15 protein-coding genes are annotated in these 19,754 nt (G+C 49.8%); 4 read left to right on the top strand and 11 right to left on the bottom strand.

What is annotated here, in order from left to right; all coding sequences use genetic code 11:
• Positions 1-3: 3 nt before the first annotated feature.
• From BLT51_RS06280 to hrcA, 9 genes are read right to left on the bottom strand one after another with little or no spacing between them, the layout of a single operon-like run.
• On the bottom strand, positions 4-804 hold the full coding sequence (locus tag BLT51_RS06280) for an isoprenyl transferase (RefSeq protein ID WP_091281181.1): 801 nt from the start codon (positions 802-804) through the stop codon (positions 4-6).
• 6 nt (positions 805-810) lie between these two features.
• The gene (gene recO, locus BLT51_RS06275) at positions 811-1,539 is read right to left on the bottom strand and encodes a DNA repair protein RecO (protein ID WP_091281179.1); all 729 of its coding nucleotides are present in this window, start codon (positions 1,537-1,539) and stop codon (positions 811-813) included.
• A 6-nt stretch (positions 1,540-1,545) separates the two neighbouring features.
• Positions 1,546-2,478 carry a GTPase Era gene (gene era / locus BLT51_RS06270; RefSeq protein WP_091281175.1) on the bottom strand — a complete coding sequence of 311 codons (933 nt, stop codon included), beginning with the start codon at positions 2,476-2,478 and terminating at the stop codon, positions 1,546-1,548.
• The gene (locus BLT51_RS06265) at positions 2,471-3,736 is read right to left on the bottom strand and encodes a hemolysin family protein (RefSeq protein ID WP_231943917.1); all 1,266 of its coding nucleotides are present in this window, start codon (positions 3,734-3,736) and stop codon (positions 2,471-2,473) included. The genes era and BLT51_RS06265 overlap by 8 nt, the downstream gene beginning before the upstream one ends.
• Before the next feature lie 5 nt (positions 3,737-3,741).
• Positions 3,742-4,254, bottom strand: a complete 513-nt coding sequence (ybeY, locus tag BLT51_RS06260) for an rRNA maturation RNase YbeY (RefSeq protein ID WP_091281173.1) — start codon at positions 4,252-4,254, stop codon at positions 3,742-3,744.
• Entirely contained in the window at positions 4,247-5,212 is a 966-nt protein-coding gene (locus BLT51_RS06255; protein ID WP_091282642.1) for a PhoH family protein, read from the bottom strand. Before BLT51_RS06255 ends, ybeY begins: the two co-directional genes overlap by 8 nt.
• A 10-nt stretch (positions 5,213-5,222) precedes the next feature.
• Positions 5,223-5,963, bottom strand: a complete 741-nt coding sequence (locus tag BLT51_RS06250) for a 16S rRNA (uracil(1498)-N(3))-methyltransferase (RefSeq protein WP_091281169.1) — start codon at positions 5,961-5,963, stop codon at positions 5,223-5,225.
• Positions 5,960-7,099, bottom strand: a complete 1,140-nt coding sequence (dnaJ, locus tag BLT51_RS06245) for a molecular chaperone DnaJ (protein ID WP_091281165.1) — start codon at positions 7,097-7,099, stop codon at positions 5,960-5,962. Before dnaJ ends, BLT51_RS06250 begins: the two co-directional genes overlap by 4 nt.
• Positions 7,100-7,137: 38 nt before the next feature.
• Positions 7,138-8,166: a heat-inducible transcriptional repressor HrcA gene (gene hrcA, locus BLT51_RS06240; RefSeq protein WP_091281162.1), complete on the bottom strand. Its 1,029-nt coding sequence runs from the start codon at positions 8,164-8,166 to the stop codon at positions 7,138-7,140.
• A 169-nt stretch (positions 8,167-8,335) separates the two neighbouring features.
• On the opposite strand from hrcA, the gene BLT51_RS06235 reads away from it, so the two are divergent.
• Positions 8,336-9,211 carry an alpha/beta hydrolase fold domain-containing protein gene (locus BLT51_RS06235; protein ID WP_091281159.1) on the top strand — a complete coding sequence of 292 codons (876 nt, stop codon included), beginning with the start codon at positions 8,336-8,338 and terminating at the stop codon, positions 9,209-9,211.
• A gap of 66 nt (positions 9,212-9,277) precedes the next feature.
• On the top strand, positions 9,278-10,144 hold the full coding sequence (locus tag BLT51_RS06230) for a DUF3097 family protein (RefSeq protein WP_091281155.1): 867 nt from the start codon (positions 9,278-9,280) through the stop codon (positions 10,142-10,144).
• 86 nt (positions 10,145-10,230) lie between these two features.
• On the opposite strand, the gene BLT51_RS06225 is transcribed toward BLT51_RS06230, so the two are convergent.
• Complete coding sequence (locus tag BLT51_RS06225) at positions 10,231-10,848, bottom strand: hypothetical protein (protein WP_091281152.1); 618 nt, start codon at positions 10,846-10,848, stop codon at positions 10,231-10,233.
• A gap of 183 nt (positions 10,849-11,031) precedes the next feature.
• Positions 11,032-17,778: a pullulanase-type alpha-1,6-glucosidase gene (gene pulA / locus BLT51_RS06220; protein ID WP_197672572.1), complete on the bottom strand. Its 6,747-nt coding sequence runs from the start codon at positions 17,776-17,778 to the stop codon at positions 11,032-11,034.
• A 277-nt stretch (positions 17,779-18,055) separates the two neighbouring features.
• Between pulA and BLT51_RS06215 the strand changes: the two genes are divergently transcribed.
• On the top strand, positions 18,056-18,640 hold the full coding sequence (locus BLT51_RS06215; RefSeq protein ID WP_091281149.1) for a hypothetical protein: 585 nt from the start codon (positions 18,056-18,058) through the stop codon (positions 18,638-18,640).
• 75 nt (positions 18,641-18,715) lie between these two features.
• Positions 18,716-19,738 carry an ATP-binding cassette domain-containing protein gene (locus tag BLT51_RS06210; protein ID WP_091281147.1) on the top strand — a complete coding sequence of 341 codons (1,023 nt, stop codon included), beginning with the start codon at positions 18,716-18,718 and terminating at the stop codon, positions 19,736-19,738.
• Positions 19,739-19,754 lie beyond the last annotated feature (16 nt).

Here is a 19,754-nt window from a genome sequence, read left to right as displayed (position 1 = left end):
TTGCTAGTTTTCCGGCGCGATCTGGTCAACTGCCCCACCGAATCTACGTTGGCGATGTGCATAATCCGAAATGCACCGCCACAGTGCACTCCGATCGAATTCCGGCCATGGCTCATCAATAAACATCATCTCTGCGTAAGACGCCTGCCATAACATGAAGTTCGAGGTGCGCTGCTCACCTCCCGAGCGGATAAACAGATCCACATCTGGTAGTGCTGGCTGATACAGCGAATTCGCAATTGTGGCTTCTGTGATCTTACGTGGGTTTAGATCACCGGCGGCCGCAGCTCGTGCAATCTCAACTACGGCATCAGTAATCTCCGCGCGCCCACCGTAGTTACAGCAAAAGTTTAAGGTCAAGGTTGAGTTATAACGCGTTAATCGCTGTGCCTCTTGGAGCTCACGAATCACAGAGCTCCATAGCCGTGGAAGCCGGCCCGACCATACGATTTTCACTCCCCAATCATCGAGCTCGTGACGACGGCGGTGGATCACGTCGCGAGAATACTTCATCAAGAATGCGATTTCGCTGGGTGATCGGCGCCAATTCTCGGTCGAAAAAGCATAAACCGATACGACCTCAACGCCTATTTCTATCGCCCCGGCTAGAACATCCATGAGTGCCACTTCGCCAGCTTTGTGGCCGTCAGTGCGCGGCAGATTACGCGCATTCGCCCATCTACCATTGCCATCCATGACAATGGCGATGTGACGTGGAATAGCATCAGCAGGTAACACTGGTGGTTGTACTTTTCCAGCGGGCGGGGCAAGTGGCTCATGTGGCATAGGATTGATACGTTCCATAATGTCCTAGTGTACGGTAAGAAGACGTAACGACTTCATGTGTTTTTCTAAATGCCATTGTGCGTAGGCTGCGACTATTGCTCCAGTTGCTTTTCGAGCAGATGACGACGACGTATCGGCCACCGCCCAATCTCCCACAACCAGAGCAAATAATAGTTGCCAGGTTTCGACTGATGGTGTTGCTGATCCGACTGGTCGGCAGTTATCACACACCGCACCGCCAGCCGCAATATTTAACGCTGAATGGGGCCCCATAGTTCCGCACGTGGCACATTCATTAATCGAAAATCCCCAGCCAGCAATCGTCATAGCCCGCAAGATAAACGAGTACACAACGAGCTCGGGTGGATGCATATTCGACGCAACCGCGTGCAATGCACCAAAAAGCAAAACAAAAAGCCGAGTATCCGGCACATCGTCGTCGTTAATATAATCTGCCAATTCCACCAAAGCCGATGCTGCCGTGTAGGCATCATAATTACGCCCGATAGTACGCCCATACTGTGCAATCGAATCAACCTGAGAAATAGTATCAAGCGTTTTCCCTCGATATATTTGTACGTCAATGTGGGAAAAGGGTTCCACTCTGGCACCAAACCGGGAACCGGTTTTTCGTACTCCTTTTGCTACAGCACGGATTTTCCCATGATTGCGCGAGAGCATCGTAATAACTCGGTCGGCCTCACCGATATCGTGGGTACGCAAAACGATGGCATCATCGCGATACGTTTTCACGGCGAATCAGAATCCTAAGCGACCTAGCTGTTTTGGATCTCGTTGCCAGTCTTTGGCGACTTTAACATGAAGGTCCAAGAAAACACGCCGGCCTAGCAGGCGTTCAATGTTGGCTCGTGCTTCTTGACCAACTTTTCGTAACCGCTGTCCACCACGCCCGATAATAATTCCTTTTTGGGAAGGTCGTTCAACAAAAATATGTGCGTGAATGTCTAGCAGCGGTTGCTTTTTAACCCCCGGTCGCGGCTCGCGTTCAATCATTTCTTCGACGACGACGGCGATAGAATGTGGCAATTCATCACGCACATCGGTAAGCGCAGCTTCCCGAATGAATTCCGCGATCATTGCCTCATCGGATTCGTCGGTAATAGCATCTCGCGGATATAACGGTGGTGACACTGGCATGTGCGATAACAACACATCACCTACCAGATCTACTTGTTCCCCGGCCACGGCACTAACCGGAACGATTTCGGCAAAGTCGTGTAGTTGGCTAACCTCAATAAGCTTATGAGCGAGATCTTCCCGCGAAACTTTATCTACTTTGGTTACAGCAGCAAAAATAGGAACCTGCGCTTTAGCTAGTTCCCGGAGAAGATAGCGATCCCCTGGACCAACTTTTTCATCAGCTGGTAAACACATCAATGCAGCATCGACGCCTTCTAGCGAATCTCGAACCATATCGTTGAGACGCTCACCTAAAAGCGTTCGCGGCCGGTGCAAGCCAGGTGTATCCACCAAAATTAGCTGTCCGTTGTCACGCTGGACGATTCCCCGTACAACGCGGCGAGTCGTCTCCGGCTGGTTTGCAGTAATAACAATTTTTGTTCCTACCAACGCATTAGTCAGCGTAGATTTGCCCGCATTAGGCCGCCCGACGATGGAAATAAATCCAGCACGATAATCTTCTGGCCAGTCGTGAATCATCTGATCATTCATGGGTTCCATCCTCTTCTGTTGTCTCGCGATAAGCGATAATGGTCTGCAACCGCTTTCGTCGGCCTTCAAATCTATCAGCTTTCATAATAATTCCATAAGCGTGGGCTTCAGAGCCTACGATCGGTATTCGCCCTAACGCTTTTGTTAACAGCCCACCAGCAGTTTCGACGTCGTCGTCGTCAATACGAATAGTGAAAAGCTCCCCTAGCTCATCTGCTGGAAGACGGGCTGGAACACGGTAAACCCCAGCAGAAATTTGCTCAACTTCAGGTTCTGCATGGTCATGTTCGTCAACCATGTCACCGACGATTTCTTCTAAGAGATCTTCGATCGTCACCAGACCAGCGATTCCACCGTATTCGTCAACGGCTAAAGCAATATGTTTTGCTTCGCTACGCATCTCACGTAATAAATCGTCTGCCATTTTCGTTTCGGGAATAAAAACCGGCTCACGCATGACGTCCGCAACATTCAGATCATCTCGTGATAATTTACGATGGACGCGGCGAACCACATCCTTAAGATATAGGACACCGACGACGTCTTCATTGGACTCAGAAATGACTGGCACCCGCGAGTATCCAGAACGATTAAAGAGCGAAATAGCATTGTCAAGAGATTCGAGAGAACCGATCGTCACCATGTCAGGACGCGGAACCATCACTTCGCGCACAAGTGTTTCCGATAGTTCGAAAACCGAACGCACGATTTCTCGTTCTTCGTCTTCTAATGCTTCTGACTCCGATACCCGTTCCACCATATAGTTTCGCTGATCGTCTTCAGAATCCTTTGCCTCATCATCGGTTTCGCGGCGCGTAACAAAAAGGCTACCGACTTTTGTTAACCACCATAAAAGATGACCGCCGAATCGTACTGAGCGGACCGGGTATTTAAATCCGAGAGTAGGCGGAATGATGATGTTGGTCAGCCCTAAGGTCAGCATCATCGCTACGACGACGCCAACTAGATTCAGCACCAAATTATGGACAACCAGGCCTACAAGCACCATCAAGGTTGCACCAAGAAGCACCAGAATACCTGAACGTACCGCCGTAACCGCTGTTATAGCAGCAAGCCTATGCGTTACAATTCGCGATACGAACGGACCAGAATAGCCTTCTTGCTCCGCATCTTCCACCTGTGCATGGGTAATTCGCGATAGCGCAGACAACATTAATGCCCCACCAGCGGCCAATAGCGCACACGTGATTGCGATACCGATAAGGATCGGCAACGGGACAGCAGAAATTTCAGACACAGGTATCAGTCCACCGTCGGAGCAATATCATCGATCGTGGCATTCGGATCACGCGGATCACGCGGACGACGAGCTAAAAATGTTAGTAATAGCCGACGTTGCAGATCAAACATCTCTTTCTTTTTTTCTGGCTCCGCGTGGTCATAACCCAGTAGATGTAGGATCCCGTGCGTCGTTAGCAAAAGAATCTCTTCCATGGTGTTGTGGCCGGCAGCTAACGCTTGCCGGGCGGCCACCTGCGGACAGATTGCAATATCCCCGAGCATGCCTGGGCGTGGCTCTTCGCCGAGCGGCGTTGGTCGCAACTCGTCCATCGGGAACGACATCACATCAGTCGGGCCTTCAAGGTCCATCCACTCAACGTGCAATGCCGACATTGCTTCTTCAGCAATCATCACGATCGACAGATCGGCTTGCGGATGGACCCGCAGATCGTCAAGAACCCATGTGGCTAGCTCAGAAATCTCTTCTAAATCTGGAGCTGGCTCAAAGCCGGATTCGTCATTGACCTCAATCATGGATATCCTCCCCTGCATAGCGTGCATAGGCGTCGATAATATCGGCCACTAACCGGTGTCGAACTACGTCGCCAGCACCAAGTTCAATAAATTTGATATGCTCCACATCGCGTAAAATACGACGAACTAAACCAAGACCTGACTTGGCATTACGCGGCAGATCCACTTGGGTAAGATCACCGGTAACAACGATCTTCGAATTAAAACCAAGCCGGGTTAAAAACATTTTCATCTGTTCTGGAGTCGTATTTTGCGCCTCATCCAAAATAACGAAAGCATCATTGAGCGTGCGCCCACGCATATAAGCCAGCGGCGCTACTTCAATAGTTCCGGCTGCCAACAGTTTCGGAATCGCTTCCGGATCGATCATGTCATAAAGCGCGTCATACAGCGGTCGCATGTACGGATCGATTTTGTCATTGAGAGAACCTGGTAAGTAACCTAGTGATTCGCCAGCTTCAACCACCGGACGAGTCATAATAATCCGCTTAACTTGGTTCTTTTGCAGTGCAACCACAGCTTTTGCCATAGCTAGATAGGTTTTTCCCGTACCAGCTGGGCCAATACCGAAAACAACCGTATTCTCATCAATCGCATCAACATACGCTTTTTGTCCGAGCGTTTTCGGCCGAATAGTTTTCCCACGATTGGTCAAAATATCAGTGGTCATCATATCGATCGGCCGGTTCAACCCGTCCGTCATCAGCTTCAACGCACGCTCAACTGATTCCGTGGTCAGATGCTGTCCCGACGCGGCAACAGAGACCAATTCGCTAATGAGATTACGCGCGATATCAACTGCTGATTCTGAACCCGAGATCCGAATTTCTTGACCGCGCACATACAGCTGTGCAGGAGCTAAACCACGTTCAAGGACCCGAAGTACCTCATCACGTTGGCCGAGAATGTTGATCATCGGAATACGGTCTGGAACAGTGACAGTGTGTGAAGTAATCATCTCTTCCATTCTACGCGTTTGCACGGATAACAGCGATCGCCCATGGTCCCGCAGTTGCGGAACGTAACACATGTTCGCCTAATAAAACGCTCATCGCACCAGCATTTACGAATTGGTTAAGCTCATCATCCGTAATTCCGCCTTCTGGCCCAACGATGAACATGACGCGCTCGCTATCAAAACGTTGATTGCGAAGCGGCTCAGTTGCAGATTCATGACACACATATACCGCAGTTCCCCGTTCAACTTCCGCTACGATGTGCGATACCAGCTGTTTACTTGATACGACGTTTCCGACTTTCGGAATCCACGACCGCCGGGATTGTTTGGCCGCCGCCTTGGCAGTTGCCTGCCAACGAGCCTGTCCCTTAGCCGCTTTAGTATCTTGCGACCATGAGACAATGCTGCGATCTGCTTGCCACGGAATGAAACTATCGGCACCATATTCGGTTGCGGTTTCTATCGCCTGTTCATCCCGACCGCCTTTAGCTAGCGCCTGCACTAACGTGATATGAGGTTTATGGGCCGGTTCTTGTGCACTGTGTTCAACAGTTCCAGACAACTGGGTTTTCGATGTTGCCGTCACCGAGATAGTTGCCCGGTATCCACAACCGTTAACGACGTCGATCTGCTCGCCCACTTTTGTGCGTCGCACGGTCACTGCGTGCCGCGCTTCATCGCCACTCAGAATGACAGTGCTGTCCTCCGCAGCATCCTTAATATCTGGGTCTACATATACCGGCCGAGTCATGAGGAACGACCAGTAAACTTGTCGCGTATCTTAGAAAAGACCGACTCTCCCGCAGTAACTGGCTTGGCTTGACGTTCTTCACCACGCAGCGACGCAAGCTGTTCGAGCAACGCACGTTGTTCGTCGTCGAGATGTGTTGGGGTAGTTACCGAAATATGTAGCTTCAAATCACCACGTGTTCCGCGATTGAGCCGCCCAACACCCAAACCAGACAATGTTAAAATATCTCCCGCCTGCATACCTGGTTCAATCTTGACGGTGTGTGGGCCATCAAATGTTTCGACGTCGAACGTTGTTCCCAACGCCGCGGAGGTCATTGGCACGTCGATAAAGCCAACCAAATTATCACCGTCACGCATGAAATTCGGATCCTCGGCAATATCAACTTCTAAGAACAGATCGCCTGCTGGGCCACCCGCAATTCCTGCGTCACCACGCCCCTGCATCCGGATCCGCATCCCGTTTTCCACACCGGCTGGGATATTCACCGTTACAGAACGATGAGACCGTACTCGTCCTTCGCCAGCACACTCTGGACAAGGCGTCGAAATAATCGTGCCGTAGCCTTGACACTGTGGACAGGCAACAACCGACACCATCTGACCCAAAATAGAATTCGATACCCGTTGTACCGATCCAGAACCATGGCATTGCGAACACGTTACAGGATCCGTACCAGGCGCAGTCATCTGCCCATGGCAGGTTGAACACTCGGTCAACGCATCGATGCTAATTTTCTTCTCCGCGCCAAACACGACTTCTTTCAACGACAGGCTGAGGCCGACCAACGAGTCTGCGCCACGGCGGACACGCGACGCCGGCCCACGTTCGGCTGCGCCACCACCGAAGAACGTACTAAAAATATCATCTAGTCCGCCGCCGAAGCCGAAGCCTCCACCGCCACCGCCAAATCCGCCGCCGTTACGCACTGCGTCAGCACCACCAAGATCATACATTTGGCGCTTTTCTTTGTTCGACAACACATCGTAGGCTTCAGAGACTTCTTTAAACTTTTCTGCGCCCTCCGGACCAGCAACATCTGGATGGAGCTTGCGGGCAAGCTTACGGTAAGCTTTCTTGATTTCCTCGGGAGTCGCGTTACGGTCCACCCCTAAAGTGTTGTAATAATCAGCCACGTGTTCCTTCTTCGTTAGTGTCAGATTGCAAACTTATCTTATCGAGATTCATGTGTCCCGCTGAGTATATGAGATAGATATGAGGCTACGGCCTGCACACCCGACATAGTACGGTGGTAGTCCATTCGTGTCGGCCCAATAATACCTAGGCGAGCCACCGAAGACTGGTTAGTTCCAGAATATGACGTTGAGACAACAGAAGCATTATCCAATTCAACCTCAGTATTCTCTTTTCCAATATGTACGGCCATGCCATCGTCCATGTGCGTCAGCATTCGCATCAACACAACTTGTTCTTCAAGAACGTCAAGCATATCAGACATAGTTCCATTGAAATCAGCATCATACTGCGCCAGGTTTTTCCGCCCGGCCACAACAACATGCTCTTCCGAATCTGCTGCCAGCGTGTGCATAACTGCGTGTCCCACTGTTTGCGCAAGCTCGGCAAGAGCTACCGGAACGTCGTCGGCAACTTTCGCCATCGCATCATCAAGCTCGCTTAGCTGTTTTCCAGCGCACTGCGCGTTGATGCAATTACGCACGCTGGCAACGTCATCCGCGTCTAACGCACGATCAGCAACCAGTGTTCGTTCTTCTACCCGACCTTCGTCAGTGATAATAACAAGCAAAACATGAGCTTGCCCGAGCAAAATGAGCTCGATGTGCCGCAAGGCAGTACGTCGCAATGATGGATACTGGATAACCGCAACTTGGCCAGTAATCTTTGCCAAAGCCCGCGTTGCCCGCGCCAGAATTTCATCGAGGTCCTGAGCAGAAGTGAGAACTTTTTCGATTGCGCGGCGTTCGGCTATCGTAAGCGGCTTAATCTCGTGGATTGAATCAACGAACTCGCGATATCCTGCATCAGTCGGCACACGCCCGGCGGACGTGTGCGGCTGGACAATAAGACCAGCTTCTTCTAGATGAGACATATCGTGACGCACAGTTGCTGGAGAAACGCTGAGCTTATGCCGCTCCACTATACCCTTGGAGCCAACTGGTTCCCGAGTGGCAACATAGTCACGCACAATTGCATTTAATACAATTTTCCGGCGTTCATCTGACATATGCCACCTCCTCATATTTTCCTGTACCGGTGAACAGTGAACGAGCTTTTGCACTCATCTATTCCGAGTGCTAATTCTACGTGGCTTGTGGTGCACTTTCACAACGATAGGCGTGGCGGGTCGCCGATTTCACGATAGGAGAACGTTTCAGCGGTGCTACCATCAACATATGCATTTTTTCATTCGCCACGATGTACTGTCCCACTTGGATTATTTACCGGAACAAACGACTTGGGATCTTCCGACATTGCGGTCGGCGCGACCGTTACCGACGGTGACGCCCCCACCAACAGTTGCCAACGCAAACGGAGTGGAAGTTCGCATATTTACACCACGCTCTTTGCCCGCAAATACGCCACCTCGACTTGTTATGGTAAGTATCCATGGCGGTGGCTATGTTGCTGGAAAAGCACAACAGGACGACACGAAAAATGCTCAGCTCTGTGAGCTCTTGCAAGCTATCGTCATTGCTCCCGAATACCGACTTGCACCTGAATATCCGCTGCCAGCAGCTTGGGATGACTGCATAGCTGTGACGCAATGGGCTATCAAGAAATATGATGCGCCAATTTTTGTTCATGGAGATTCTGCTGGTGGCGGGCTCGCATATGCCGTTGGTTGTACACTTCGCTCACTAGTAGCTGGAGTTATTCTGTTTGAACCGTGCATTGACCCATCAATGTCTTACGAATCATTCATCACTCATGAACACGGCCCATTTTGGACCCGACGAGCAGCGACCCATGCGTGGGCTGCTACCGTGGGCGATGGCGTCGCAGCTTTACCTTTTCCTAAGCCCTCGGCTCCATATCCGCCGACCGTCGTCGTCGTGAACCCAGTTGATCCGCTCCGCGACGAAGGAATTGCGCTCGCCACTGGACTCGTAGATGTTGGTACGGAAGCCGAACTCCACTTTTATCCAGGAACCGTGCACGCTACTCTGTCTGCGCCCGAGTCACATATCTGGCCAGAAATTCAGACACTGATAAAACGCTTCGTGGATTCGCAGATAACTCCTTATAGTCAGCCTAAAGATCTTGTGTGATTCACATTTTGCATTCGTTGGCGTGGCGGATCGTTGATTTTGCTATCGACGTTTTAATCTACTTGCATGACTTTTGATCGTTATGGCTCTGATGTTTTAGCTTCTGGTATGCACACACGCAAAGCTGCCCGGCCGCTCCCAGTGGAGGTCGGGATGGTCCTCGAAGATGTGACCACCGGATACGTAGGTGAAGTCGTCCGGGTTGGGAAAATTACCGGTCAATGGCAGATGGAGCTAGAAGATCGCCGAGGAAATCGCCGTTCGTTTGAATTAGGAAAGGGCTTTTGGTTTGAAGGCGTAGCCGTTGACCTGAAACCTCCTGTAGCCAAGCTCGTTGCCGGACGCGCCGACGATGTGCGTACAGTTGCCGGAAAGACACTAACTGCTTCGGGCTCCTTACATGTGGCTCATAAAGCTCGAGTTGCTCGGCCTTCGCGTATCTGGGTTGAAGGCAAACATGATGCTGAGCTGGTATCAAAAATCTGGGGTGAAGACTTGGCTTACGAAGGCATCATGATTGAAGAACTTTTTGGAGCCGATCACTTGCTTGATGTACTCAATGTTTTTAATCCGTCGGATGAGATCCGTGCCGGCGTACTTCTCGACCACCTTGTTCCTGGATCAAAAGAATCGCGGATTGCCGAAGCTGCAATGCGTAAACCTGGCGTTCTCGTTTTGGGACATCCATATGTTGATGTATGGCAAGCAGTAAAACCTCGCGCTATTGGGATAAAAGCGTGGCCAGTTGTTCCGCGTGGTGAAGACATTAAAATCGGAACGCTTGCCAGGCTGGGGTGGGCCCATGATACCGCGGAAGACATCGGACTAGGCTGGAAGCGTATCCTTGATTCGGTGAACACCTACACGGATCTCGAGCCAGCTCTTTTGGGCAGAATGGAAGAACTGATCGATTTTGTTACTGCCGGAAAGTAGATTGACGTAAAAAATCTCGCCACACGCAACGGTGTGCTCGTATATGGGGTTACCGTGCTGTATGGCGAGATTTTGTGCGAATAAGGTTACTGCCAGGCACTCCGAGGCAGTGCCTGAATCACTGCCTCTAGTTTGTTCACGTACGCCACTACCCGCTCGAGGATGTCTGCTTGGCCGTGGGTCGTTGGGAAAACAGCCACAAGGTGCTCACCGTTAAAGTAAACACTATCGGGCGATTCCCATTCGTTAATCGCTGACCGTACTGATTCAGTGAGATATTCTGGCGCACGCCCAATTGACGTCTGGACCTCGAAAAGACCATTCTGTCTTTCAACAATTGCTTCGGCCAAATCCGCAACCGTGCCATCAGAACGTTGAGCTAGAGCGTACGAAATATAGAGCTGATCGCCACTAGGAGATTGGATAGTTACCGCTTTCCAACTGCCATGAGATATGCCTTGCACACCGTTTTCACCCGATTCAACTGGCCACATCTCCCCTGGCGTATCTGAACCAAGCAAAAAAGCAGTAGCATCATCGACTTGTGGGCGAACCTTCCAACCATTTTTCTTCATCGTAGCGGTGACTTTCGCTTCATCATCCCATGCGCCTTGATGCCGAGACCCGGAGATAACATAAGCGATCCCACCAACAATAAGAGCAAAAAATAAAATAGTAATTCCTGGCATTACATACGCGCCCATGTGAACAACTTTCTACCTATTAACAAGTTAGCTGCTTTCACAATAGCCCATTAATTTTCGCTTTCTCAATGTCTCATGCCATTGGTGAATATACGACGCCGAAATTACTAATCGAGACGAACCCAGCAGTAACATCATTTGCTACTTACTAGGTCCGTCTCGACAGAGTTATGAGTCGCCTACTTAGGCTCGGTTTCGACGGTTCCACGCCATTGGCATACCCACACCAAGTAGTGCTAGAGCTACAAGACCTAGCCAGATAGCTTGAACACCAGTCCGTGATAGTTCGCTTGCTTGATGCTGCATAACTATTGGATCTGATGGCTGAAGCTGCGGTTGGTTGTCAGTTTGGTCTCCTGGTTGCGCATCGGGCTGCGGATCTGGCTGCGGCTGCGGATCCGGCTGCGGCTCGGGTTGCGGATCGGGTTGCGGATCTGGCTGCGGCTCGGGTTGCGGATCGGGTTGCGGATCTGGCTGCGGCTCGGGATCCACCGCATGATCCACAACGTGGTAAACACGCTGCGCAGTTACGGTATTGCCGGCCTTATCAGTCACGGTGTAGGTCACAGTAAACTTACCGGGTTTATCCGTTGTGGCACCGGCTTGCAACTGCGCATCGATCGTTAGATCGTCGTCAATGTTATCGGTTGCACTAACTCCGTCTAGTAACTGTTCCTTGGAGGGAAGCGCATCCCCTACGGTCAGATTCACGTCAGCTGGCTGCACACTAAGAACCGGAGATTCGGTATCTTCTGTCTGTAATTGGCTGACAACTGTATAGGTACGAGTTACTGGTTGTGATTCGTTCCCCGCTTGATCACGGACCGTGTATGTTACTTTGTATTTGGCTGGAGTGTCCGTAGATATCTTGTCAACCAGTGTGACGACGTCGTTATCAACCTTCTCCACCTTCGTCACGATAACGCTTGGGTCAAGAACGCCATCAACGTCGTCAGTGGCAGAAATACCGTCCAAAAGTGACGGAGCAGCTGCACCAACATTCAAACTGACATTGACCGGATCGACGCTAACAATTGGTGCAACTGTGTCAGCGATCTTTTCTTGCTTATCCACTAATACAACAACCGAGCGGGCAGGAATCGAGATTTTACCTTCGGTCTTATTCCAGGTCGTTGCTTTAACAACATCATCAGCGCCATTAGCTTGCACATCCGAGAGCTGATAATCGATTCCTTTCAATTCATTGATTAACTTTTCCTTTGTTTCTGGTGTGGCATTGAAGACCACGAGGACATCTGAAATTTCTGGATCAATATCTATAGCAGATGGGATATTTACTACTCCTGCAGCCCGAACTAGATGCCGTATTGCTGTAATAGGAGCAGGTTCTTTTGCTGGCAGTGGATCACTAATTCGCATCATAATCATCCCCGGTTCAGCCCAAGATCCAGCATCCGGGAATGTCACGCGTTCTTTGATTAAATCAGCAGATCCCAACGTAAACAATGGCGATGAGGAGCGTAGCTTCAGCAGTTCTTGTGCTTGTACACTCGCTGATTGCATTGCCGCTTTGTCAGGTTTCAGCGATGTTTTCCGAAGCAATGGTGCCATATTGTCCCACTGTGTTTTATTGTCGCGTTCTGGCGGCAATCCGATACCAAAGTTGTTGGTCTGCAAACTCCAATCAATCTGGTTGAAGTAGTCACCAGAATTATAGGAATTACGATCCAACGATTTAGAGCGCAAAATGTCAGTTCCGCCGTGCCAGAACATTGGCGACTGGCCCAAAGCCACCGTCGCCAATGACAGTGTATTCATCCGTACTCGATCTGACATCGAGGTATCTTGTGGAAGGCCAAAGACGTTTAAGTCATACAACGTCTCATTATCGTGCGCATCGACATAGTTCACAGATTCATACGGTTCAGACGCAAAACCTGCCGGCTGTCCAGCGTAATCGATATGGTCGCCACGCGTCCACTTTCCATCGGACGTGTAGAACTCATAGTCTCGCAAGTTACCTGCCAAACCAAGCCGGATCAGATCCGTCTTTTGCTTGAGTTTGTCGTAGGCAGCTTGATCACCAGTACTATGCGAGTTCGGCGCAGTTGCTAATCCATTTCCGAAGCCTTGTTCGAACTTGTTATCACCATGGCCGTGGACGCCATCACGCAACCGATCATTAAATGACCCGATTCCTGTGCCATCGAGATTGCCCTGGCGGGCCTGCTTGAAGCGAGCATCATTGGCAACCGAACCAAAGTTCCAGCCCTCACCATACAGGTACATCTTCTTGCCGTCGATGCCGTCCTTTTCAACAGTGAGTTCGTCCAAAGCACTGCGAACCTTTTCCATAGTGTCGCGAGAATGGAAACCCATCAGATCGAAGCGGAAACCGTCAACCTTATAGGCTTTCGCCCAGGTAACAATCGAGTCAATCATATGGTCTTCGGCCATCTTGTGTTCGGTAGCGACCTCGGAACAACACGGCGTATTCAGCGTCGTCCCCTTCATATCTAAACGGTAGTAATAGCCTGGAACGACGCGATCAAACGTCGATTTATCGTACTGTGCCGATGAATACGTGTGGTTGTATACCTGATCCAGGATTACTTGATAGCCAGCTTGGTGTAGCCCGGCTACCATCTGCCGGTACTCCATGGTCCGTTTGCCACCGTATTGATTTTCTGCCGTGGCATATGATCCTTCAGGTGCTGCGTAATGATACGGGTCATAGCCCCAGTTGAAGCCATCTTCTTCGGCAACCTTCATCACGGCTGCTTGCTGTTCGGCATGGTCTGCTCCCGTTTCCGGCACAGAAGGCACTTTTTGATCAGCGCGCAACTCTGGAATAGAACCAATGTCATTAGTTGGCAACAGATGGATCGTGTTCATGCCAGCTGCAGAAAGCTGTTTGAGGTGTTTCATTCCATCTGAATTTTGTTCAGCGAATGCAGCATAAGTTCCGCGCTTTTCTGCAGGAACGGTCTGATCAGCAATCGAAAAATCTCGAACATTTAATTCATAAATCGCATGCTGAGCAAAATTATCGAGCTTTGGTGCCTGACCTGGCCAGCCCTCGGGTACAAATGCCTTGTCCGTTAAATCAGCGATCACCGAGTGGGTAGAGTTGACAGCTAAGGCCACTGAGTTAGGATCGGTGACGATGTTGTGCTGAATTGTTTCTGCCTTGGCCTTTTGATCGGGCTGACTTGATACAGTCGCGATTTCGGGAACATAGACTTCGACGTCATACTGATAAGGACGGTTCTTCCACTCAGCTTTGCCTGTGATAGTCCACGTTCCGTCATCCTGACGAGTCATCGTGTGTTCGGTGAACTTATCTTCGACGACGCCGTTCTTCCCTGGTTCGTCAAAGAGCCGTAACTTTACTGTCTTCGCAGTTGGCGCCCAAAGGGCGAGCGACGGAACGCCGTCGTCAAAAGAAACTCCTTGCGAGCGTTTGGCTGCACTGTCAGCATAAAGTGCATCCAGAACTCGCGGTATTTGGACGCCACCGGCGTAAAGCGGAACCCCGCGAGGATTCTTGTAAACAACTACGAGCTGACCAGTTAACACTTTTTCGATATTCTCGATGGGTTTCTCCGGATGCAACGCAGTGTAATCGCGAAGCTGCGGATCCATCTTCTTCAGCTCTGTGGACAAACCACGCGTGTCTTTAGTAAGAGCAACATGCCCTTCAAAACCGGATATACCATCATCGAACTTGATGCCGCCGTTAGATGCCCAGTACAACTCCCAGGTACCGTCATTGCCGAGTTGGGTTGGCCAGGCAAAAGTGTCGGGGCTTAACCAGTGGGTTTGGTACTCGATATATTTCGTTGGATCCACCGCAGAGATAGTCAGCGTCTTATTCTTCGTATCCAACGTAAAACGAGTCATTTTGTTTTCTTGCGCAGTGAACGGACAGTTATCGTTCTGATGTCCAGGGCATCCAATATTGGTATTATTCCAGTTGAAGTTTTCAACTGCTTTAACCTCATAGTCACCTGCCGGTATGGCGAGTGTTTCATAGATGAAAACACCGTCATTTTCCGGATCTGCCATCAAAGTGACGAGACAGGCCGGATCCCAGTCGCCGCCGTTAACACCACCGGTACATCCTAATGCTTTGTTAAACGAACCGGGCAATGTCCAGCTAGAACGCTGGGCGGTGTTATAGAACTCGTGTGTATCTGGGTTGTAGAAGAACGTCACCTTTTGATCAGAGCCAAGACTATAATGAGAGTTTTGTCCGCCTTCTACTGAGGAAACACCGCGTACACCGCCCTTTTCTCCATACGATTCGTCCCATTTACCATTTAACGAGACTTTATAGTCATATTCACCCGCAGGTAAATTGTATGATGCCGTGTACCAGCCTGATGCTGGGTCAAGCTTGAGTTCGGCTTGTGGGCAGTCCTGCTTCCAGATACCAGAACAACCCATTGCGACATTGTGAGTTCCTGGGATAAAGACCCGGTTAGCAAGCGGGTTGTCTTCTACTGCCCCGATCTCACTCTGATCTAAATTGACAGAAGCATACGAACTAGTAGCTACTTTTTCTCCAGTCGCATCAACGCTCACCGCGCGATATTCGACGAGGGTACCTGGCTTGATACCATCAACATCATGGAAGACACGTGGTTTATCACCCGTTGCGACTCCCAAATTATGCCATTGGTCTTCACCAATCACACGCCATGCGAAAGAAGTTTCCGTCCAACGGTGAGCAGCCACATTTGCTTTAACTTCAGCTAGTGCAGATGTCACTGTTGGCTGTCCATCCAGTGCGCGAGGTTTTGCCTGCACTGATTGCAGTTTTTCTGGTGTCAGAGTCATATCAGAATTATCGACGCCATCGATTGTTTTATTGGCGCGATAAACAACTGCGCCAAAGGCGGGAACCGTGATTTCAACTTTATCGGAAGAATCCACCGGGGTTTGCGTCCCATAAAGAGCTTCGTAGTGAGCGTTGCTAGTCAGTGTTGGGAAAGAAGCCGTCTTGTTTTCGTTGGTGTTATTTACCGCAACTATATGCTCAATTTTCTCGGTGCGATCTACCCGAGCAAATGCATATATGCCCGGACCTTGATCTGCGTACAGCTCCACTTGCGCACCACCATTTAATGCAGGATAGTCTTTGCGAAGCTTGGCAACATTTTTGATTTTTGTGTACACCGGAGCTGATTGATTATAGTGATCGCCCTGCCCGAGCATTGTTCCATCAACAAGTTGTTGATTCTGGTATTCCGTCACTTTCGTAGCAAATAACGATTGACGGGCATCTTTATCTGCCCCACTGCCAACAAATCCTTGTTCGTCTCCGTAGTACACAACAGGTTGTCCACGAGTAAGGAACATAAGCTCATGGCCAAGAATTTCGCGCTGTAGAACATTATCTTTTCCTCGGAGTAGGAAACCAATACGTCCCATATCGTGATTACCAAGGAAGGTTGGCATATCTTCAGCCGCCGAATGAGGTGTGGTGTAGAGATCGTCAGCCGCATATATTCCACTTAACCTTTGTGCGCTTCCGCCTTTGAGGTAGTCTAATGCCGAATTTTGCCATCCAAAGTCAAGGGTTGCATCCATATCGGTATTACGTGCGTAAGGCGCTAAGTCTTGCGCGTCAAAGTTATAGACTTCGCCGAACATGAAGAATTTCTCGTTCGTAGCATTGTCTTTAATGCTCTTCGTCCATTGCTTCCAGAATGGGAAATTGACGTGCTTAGCCGTATCAATACGGAATCCATCAACACCAAAATTGGCCCATGTTGAATATATATCCGTCATCGCAGTAACGACTTTGGGATTTTCAGTCATGAGGTCATCGAGCGTGTAGAAGTCTCCAAAAGTGAAGTCTTCTCCACCGCTTTCCCATGTCCCGTTTCCACGATTATGGTACAGCGTCACATCACTAAGTTCGTCTGGAACGATATTTCCTACTCGTTTAGGGATGTAAGGGAAGGAAGTATGTGCATCTAACTGCGGGAAAGTTGATTTTCCAGCATGTTCAGTAATATCGAAAACATTTCCTTGAGCATCTTTATATGGGAATTGCGCGATGGACTTGTATGGAACATTTCCATTGTTTTCGAATCCCTCGAATTGGACCAGATCAGCGGTATGGTTGACGATAATGTCGAAATACACCTTGATACCTCGGGCATGCGCGTCATCAATAAGCGCTTTGAGCTCATCATTTGTACCAAGGTGAGGATCAATTTGGGTGAAGTCCGTAATCCAGTAGCCGTGGTATCCCGCGCTTGCATCTTTACCAGTACCTTGTACTGGCTGATTTTTGAACGACGGAGTTAACCACAGAGAAGTCATCCCCATATCTTGAATGTAATCGAGTTTTGCACGTAACCCTGCAATGTCACCGCCGTGATAGAAGGCCTTATCAGTTGGATCGAAGCCGGATTTCATTCGGTCATCGCCCAAGCCGGCCTTGTCGTTTTCGATATTTCCGTTATTAAAACGATCAGTAAGCACGAAATAGAAGTTTTCACCTGTTCCGTTACGAACAGGCGTCTGAATCAGCGCATCGTCGTCAGATGAGTAGGGTTTTTCTGGGCGATCTAGTTTCAACCCAACGTGCCCGGTCCGGGTATCGAGCTGAAAGGTGACTTCGGTATCTGTTTCAACAGAGATAGCCATATTACTGTTGCCCACATTGGAATACCAGTTTTCATCGGCTTTGATTTTGTATTCCCATGATCCTGCGGGGACAGTGAGCGTCTTCTGATAGACTTCGGGTTGTTCGACACTGTTTTCCATTTCAGTATCGGGACACTCTTTTGCCCAATTATCACAGTTTGTTTTTTGAGATAAAAAATTCCCGGTGACAATAACTGATACTGGTGCAGCATACGCAGGTATCGCAACTAGTGTGGCGCAGAAGAGAACAGCCGTTGATAGAACAGCCACGATCGACTTTGACATCCGAGATTTAGTTTGCTTCATTGAAAACTCCTTGTAACCGCAAGCTCGTTATCCTGCAGTTTTCCGTCCAGAAAAGCAATCGGCGGTGATCGCTCATACTGATGTTGAAGTTAATCCTACGTAAAAAAATCGATTATGAAAAGGCTTTCTGTAAATTTCAGCAGAAATACTCAGATGACTTTCTGCCGTATGACATCGGCATTCTCGTCAGAACACGATGACAAATGATTATCGATCGATATAATTCTGTCAGTTGACATTATTAAGGCATATGTGCCGCCGAGGAATCGAATAACTTATGGATCAGAAAATTAACCCATTACGCGACGCTATTCAAAGTAGCTGGTGGGCTACGCGCGATGCGTTTCGAGTTTTCCCTGCCCTGACAGCTGGTGCATGGTTCGCATGCTTAGTCATGATGGCTATCCCCTCGCTCCAGGTGTGGTCGGTACGCTGGGCTGGTGACCAGATCGCTCTCGATAATCAGCGTTCACAGCTTTTCATTTGTCTCGTTATTGCAGCATCTGCCACCCTTCTCGGGTTAGCGTCGAGCTTGTCGAGTAGTATTAACCGGATTTTGCAGATGGATTTGCGTGCACATTATGGCGCGGAATTTTCTGCCTCGGTAGAGCATCTCACCCCTGCTCAAACCATCGACAATGCGTTCATGAGCAAGGTTCGCGCTACCCGTGAGGCCACCCCTTTCAATGTGGCTTGGCAGGCCACCTCGACGATCACGGTTGTGAGTTCGATTATCGCGATGATTCTTCTGGGTGCATCGTTATGGTCGATCAATCCGTGGGCCGCACTACTTGTTATTGCTGCTTTACTCCCTGACCTGCTGATTTACTCGAAGTTAGCTCATGTGGAAAACGATGTTTAGCAAGAGGCTGGCCCGGTCACTCGGCGCATTGATTACCTTGAGCAACTCCAAGATTTCACGCCGTCGTCCACGGAGATGGCGGCAAATCCGGGCTCCTTCGGTATCCCTGCAGAGCTCAATAGCCAGCATGGTCAGTATGCGAAGTTATGGAATCGGGTGCCGCAGGCATCGATACGGCTATCGTTTGTGGCAAATATAGCTGTGTTTGCGTTGATGTTTAGCGCACTTTTCATTGTTCTGCGATCAGATTCGACGGTGAACGATGTCGTTGCAGCAATGCTCGGAATGCTCTCTGGCCTATCGGTAACTCGCAGTGTTGGTTCGGCTTTTGGTGAGCTCATGGCTTCTGTTCCGCTGATAAAGGCATACAAAGATCTCACTGAGTTACTGACGAAACCTCGAGCTGGCCAAGTTATTGCTGGCCCAGTAGGTATCGAAGTTTCGCATGGGTCTTTTACGTATCCAACTGGAACTACCACAGCTTTGCAGGACATTAACTTGAGCATTGAGCCCGGAAGCGTCGTGGCATTTCTTGGTGAAAATGGCTGTGGAAAAACGACCTTGGTTAAGCTGCTTGCCGGATTGCTCGAACCAGATACCGGCACCGTTACCGTGCATGGCCCACATGCGCAATCGAGTGCAACCTCTGATCGACAAGCCTCTACATCTATGGTTTTCCAAGATTTCACCAAGCTGGAATTAACGGTGCGGGATTTTGTTGATCCGGCAGGCAAGGAAAGCGATGACGCCATCCAAGACGCGTTAATACGTGCCCGTGCCTGGGATTTTATTCAGCAATTGCCAGATGGAATCAACGCACAATTAGGACCGCAATGGGATGGAAGTGGGCTTTCTGGCGGGCAATGGCAACGCCTTGCCTTAGCGCGAACCTTTCTATCGGGCGCACCGGTGTGGATTCTCGATGAGCCAACGGCTGCAGTAGACGCAAATGCCGAGGCTGCGATTTACGAAGACGTGCTACGCCAGCGCCCTGCAGGCACCACAGTCATCATCATTACCCACCGCCCGCAAACACTCACCGATGTGGATGCAATAATCTATCTAGAAAACGGGCATATCATCAACACCGTTTCATAATCCTCAACAGCTACCC

This window comes from Arcanobacterium phocae (assembly GCF_900105865.1).
Lineage (GTDB): Bacteria > Actinomycetota > Actinomycetes > Actinomycetales > Actinomycetaceae > Arcanobacterium > Arcanobacterium phocae.
This window is presented reverse-complemented; position numbering and strand designations above follow the sequence as displayed.

What these genes read in the sequence shown, in the direction of transcription:
- BLT51_RS06225 (WP_091281152.1), bottom strand. Translation starts at nt 10,848, where the DNA reads ATGGGCGCGTATGTAATGCCAGGAATTACTATTTTATTTTTTGCTCTT.
- BLT51_RS06255 (WP_091282642.1), bottom strand. Translation starts at nt 5,212, where the DNA reads ATGATTACTTCACACACTGTCACTGTTCCAGACCGTATTCCGATGATC.
- BLT51_RS06250 (WP_091281169.1), bottom strand. Translation starts at nt 5,963, where the DNA reads ATGACTCGGCCGGTATATGTAGACCCAGATATTAAGGATGCTGCGGAG.
- BLT51_RS06230 (WP_091281155.1), top strand. Translation starts at nt 9,278, where the DNA reads ATGACTTTTGATCGTTATGGCTCTGATGTTTTAGCTTCTGGTATGCAC.
- BLT51_RS06210 (WP_091281147.1), top strand. Translation starts at nt 18,716, where the DNA reads ATGGCGGCAAATCCGGGCTCCTTCGGTATCCCTGCAGAGCTCAATAGC.
- hrcA (WP_091281162.1), bottom strand. Translation starts at nt 8,166, where the DNA reads ATGTCAGATGAACGCCGGAAAATTGTATTAAATGCAATTGTGCGTGAC.
- era (WP_091281175.1), bottom strand. Translation starts at nt 2,478, where the DNA reads ATGAATGATCAGATGATTCACGACTGGCCAGAAGATTATCGTGCTGGA.
- BLT51_RS06280 (WP_091281181.1), bottom strand. Translation starts at nt 804, where the DNA reads ATGGAACGTATCAATCCTATGCCACATGAGCCACTTGCCCCGCCCGCT.
- pulA (WP_197672572.1), bottom strand. Translation starts at nt 17,778, where the DNA reads ATGAAGCAAACTAAATCTCGGATGTCAAAGTCGATCGTGGCTGTTCTA.
- BLT51_RS06235 (WP_091281159.1), top strand. Translation starts at nt 8,336, where the DNA reads ATGCATTTTTTCATTCGCCACGATGTACTGTCCCACTTGGATTATTTA.
- BLT51_RS06215 (WP_091281149.1), top strand. Translation starts at nt 18,056, where the DNA reads ATGGATCAGAAAATTAACCCATTACGCGACGCTATTCAAAGTAGCTGG.
- ybeY (WP_091281173.1), bottom strand. Translation starts at nt 4,254, where the DNA reads ATGATTGAGGTCAATGACGAATCCGGCTTTGAGCCAGCTCCAGATTTA.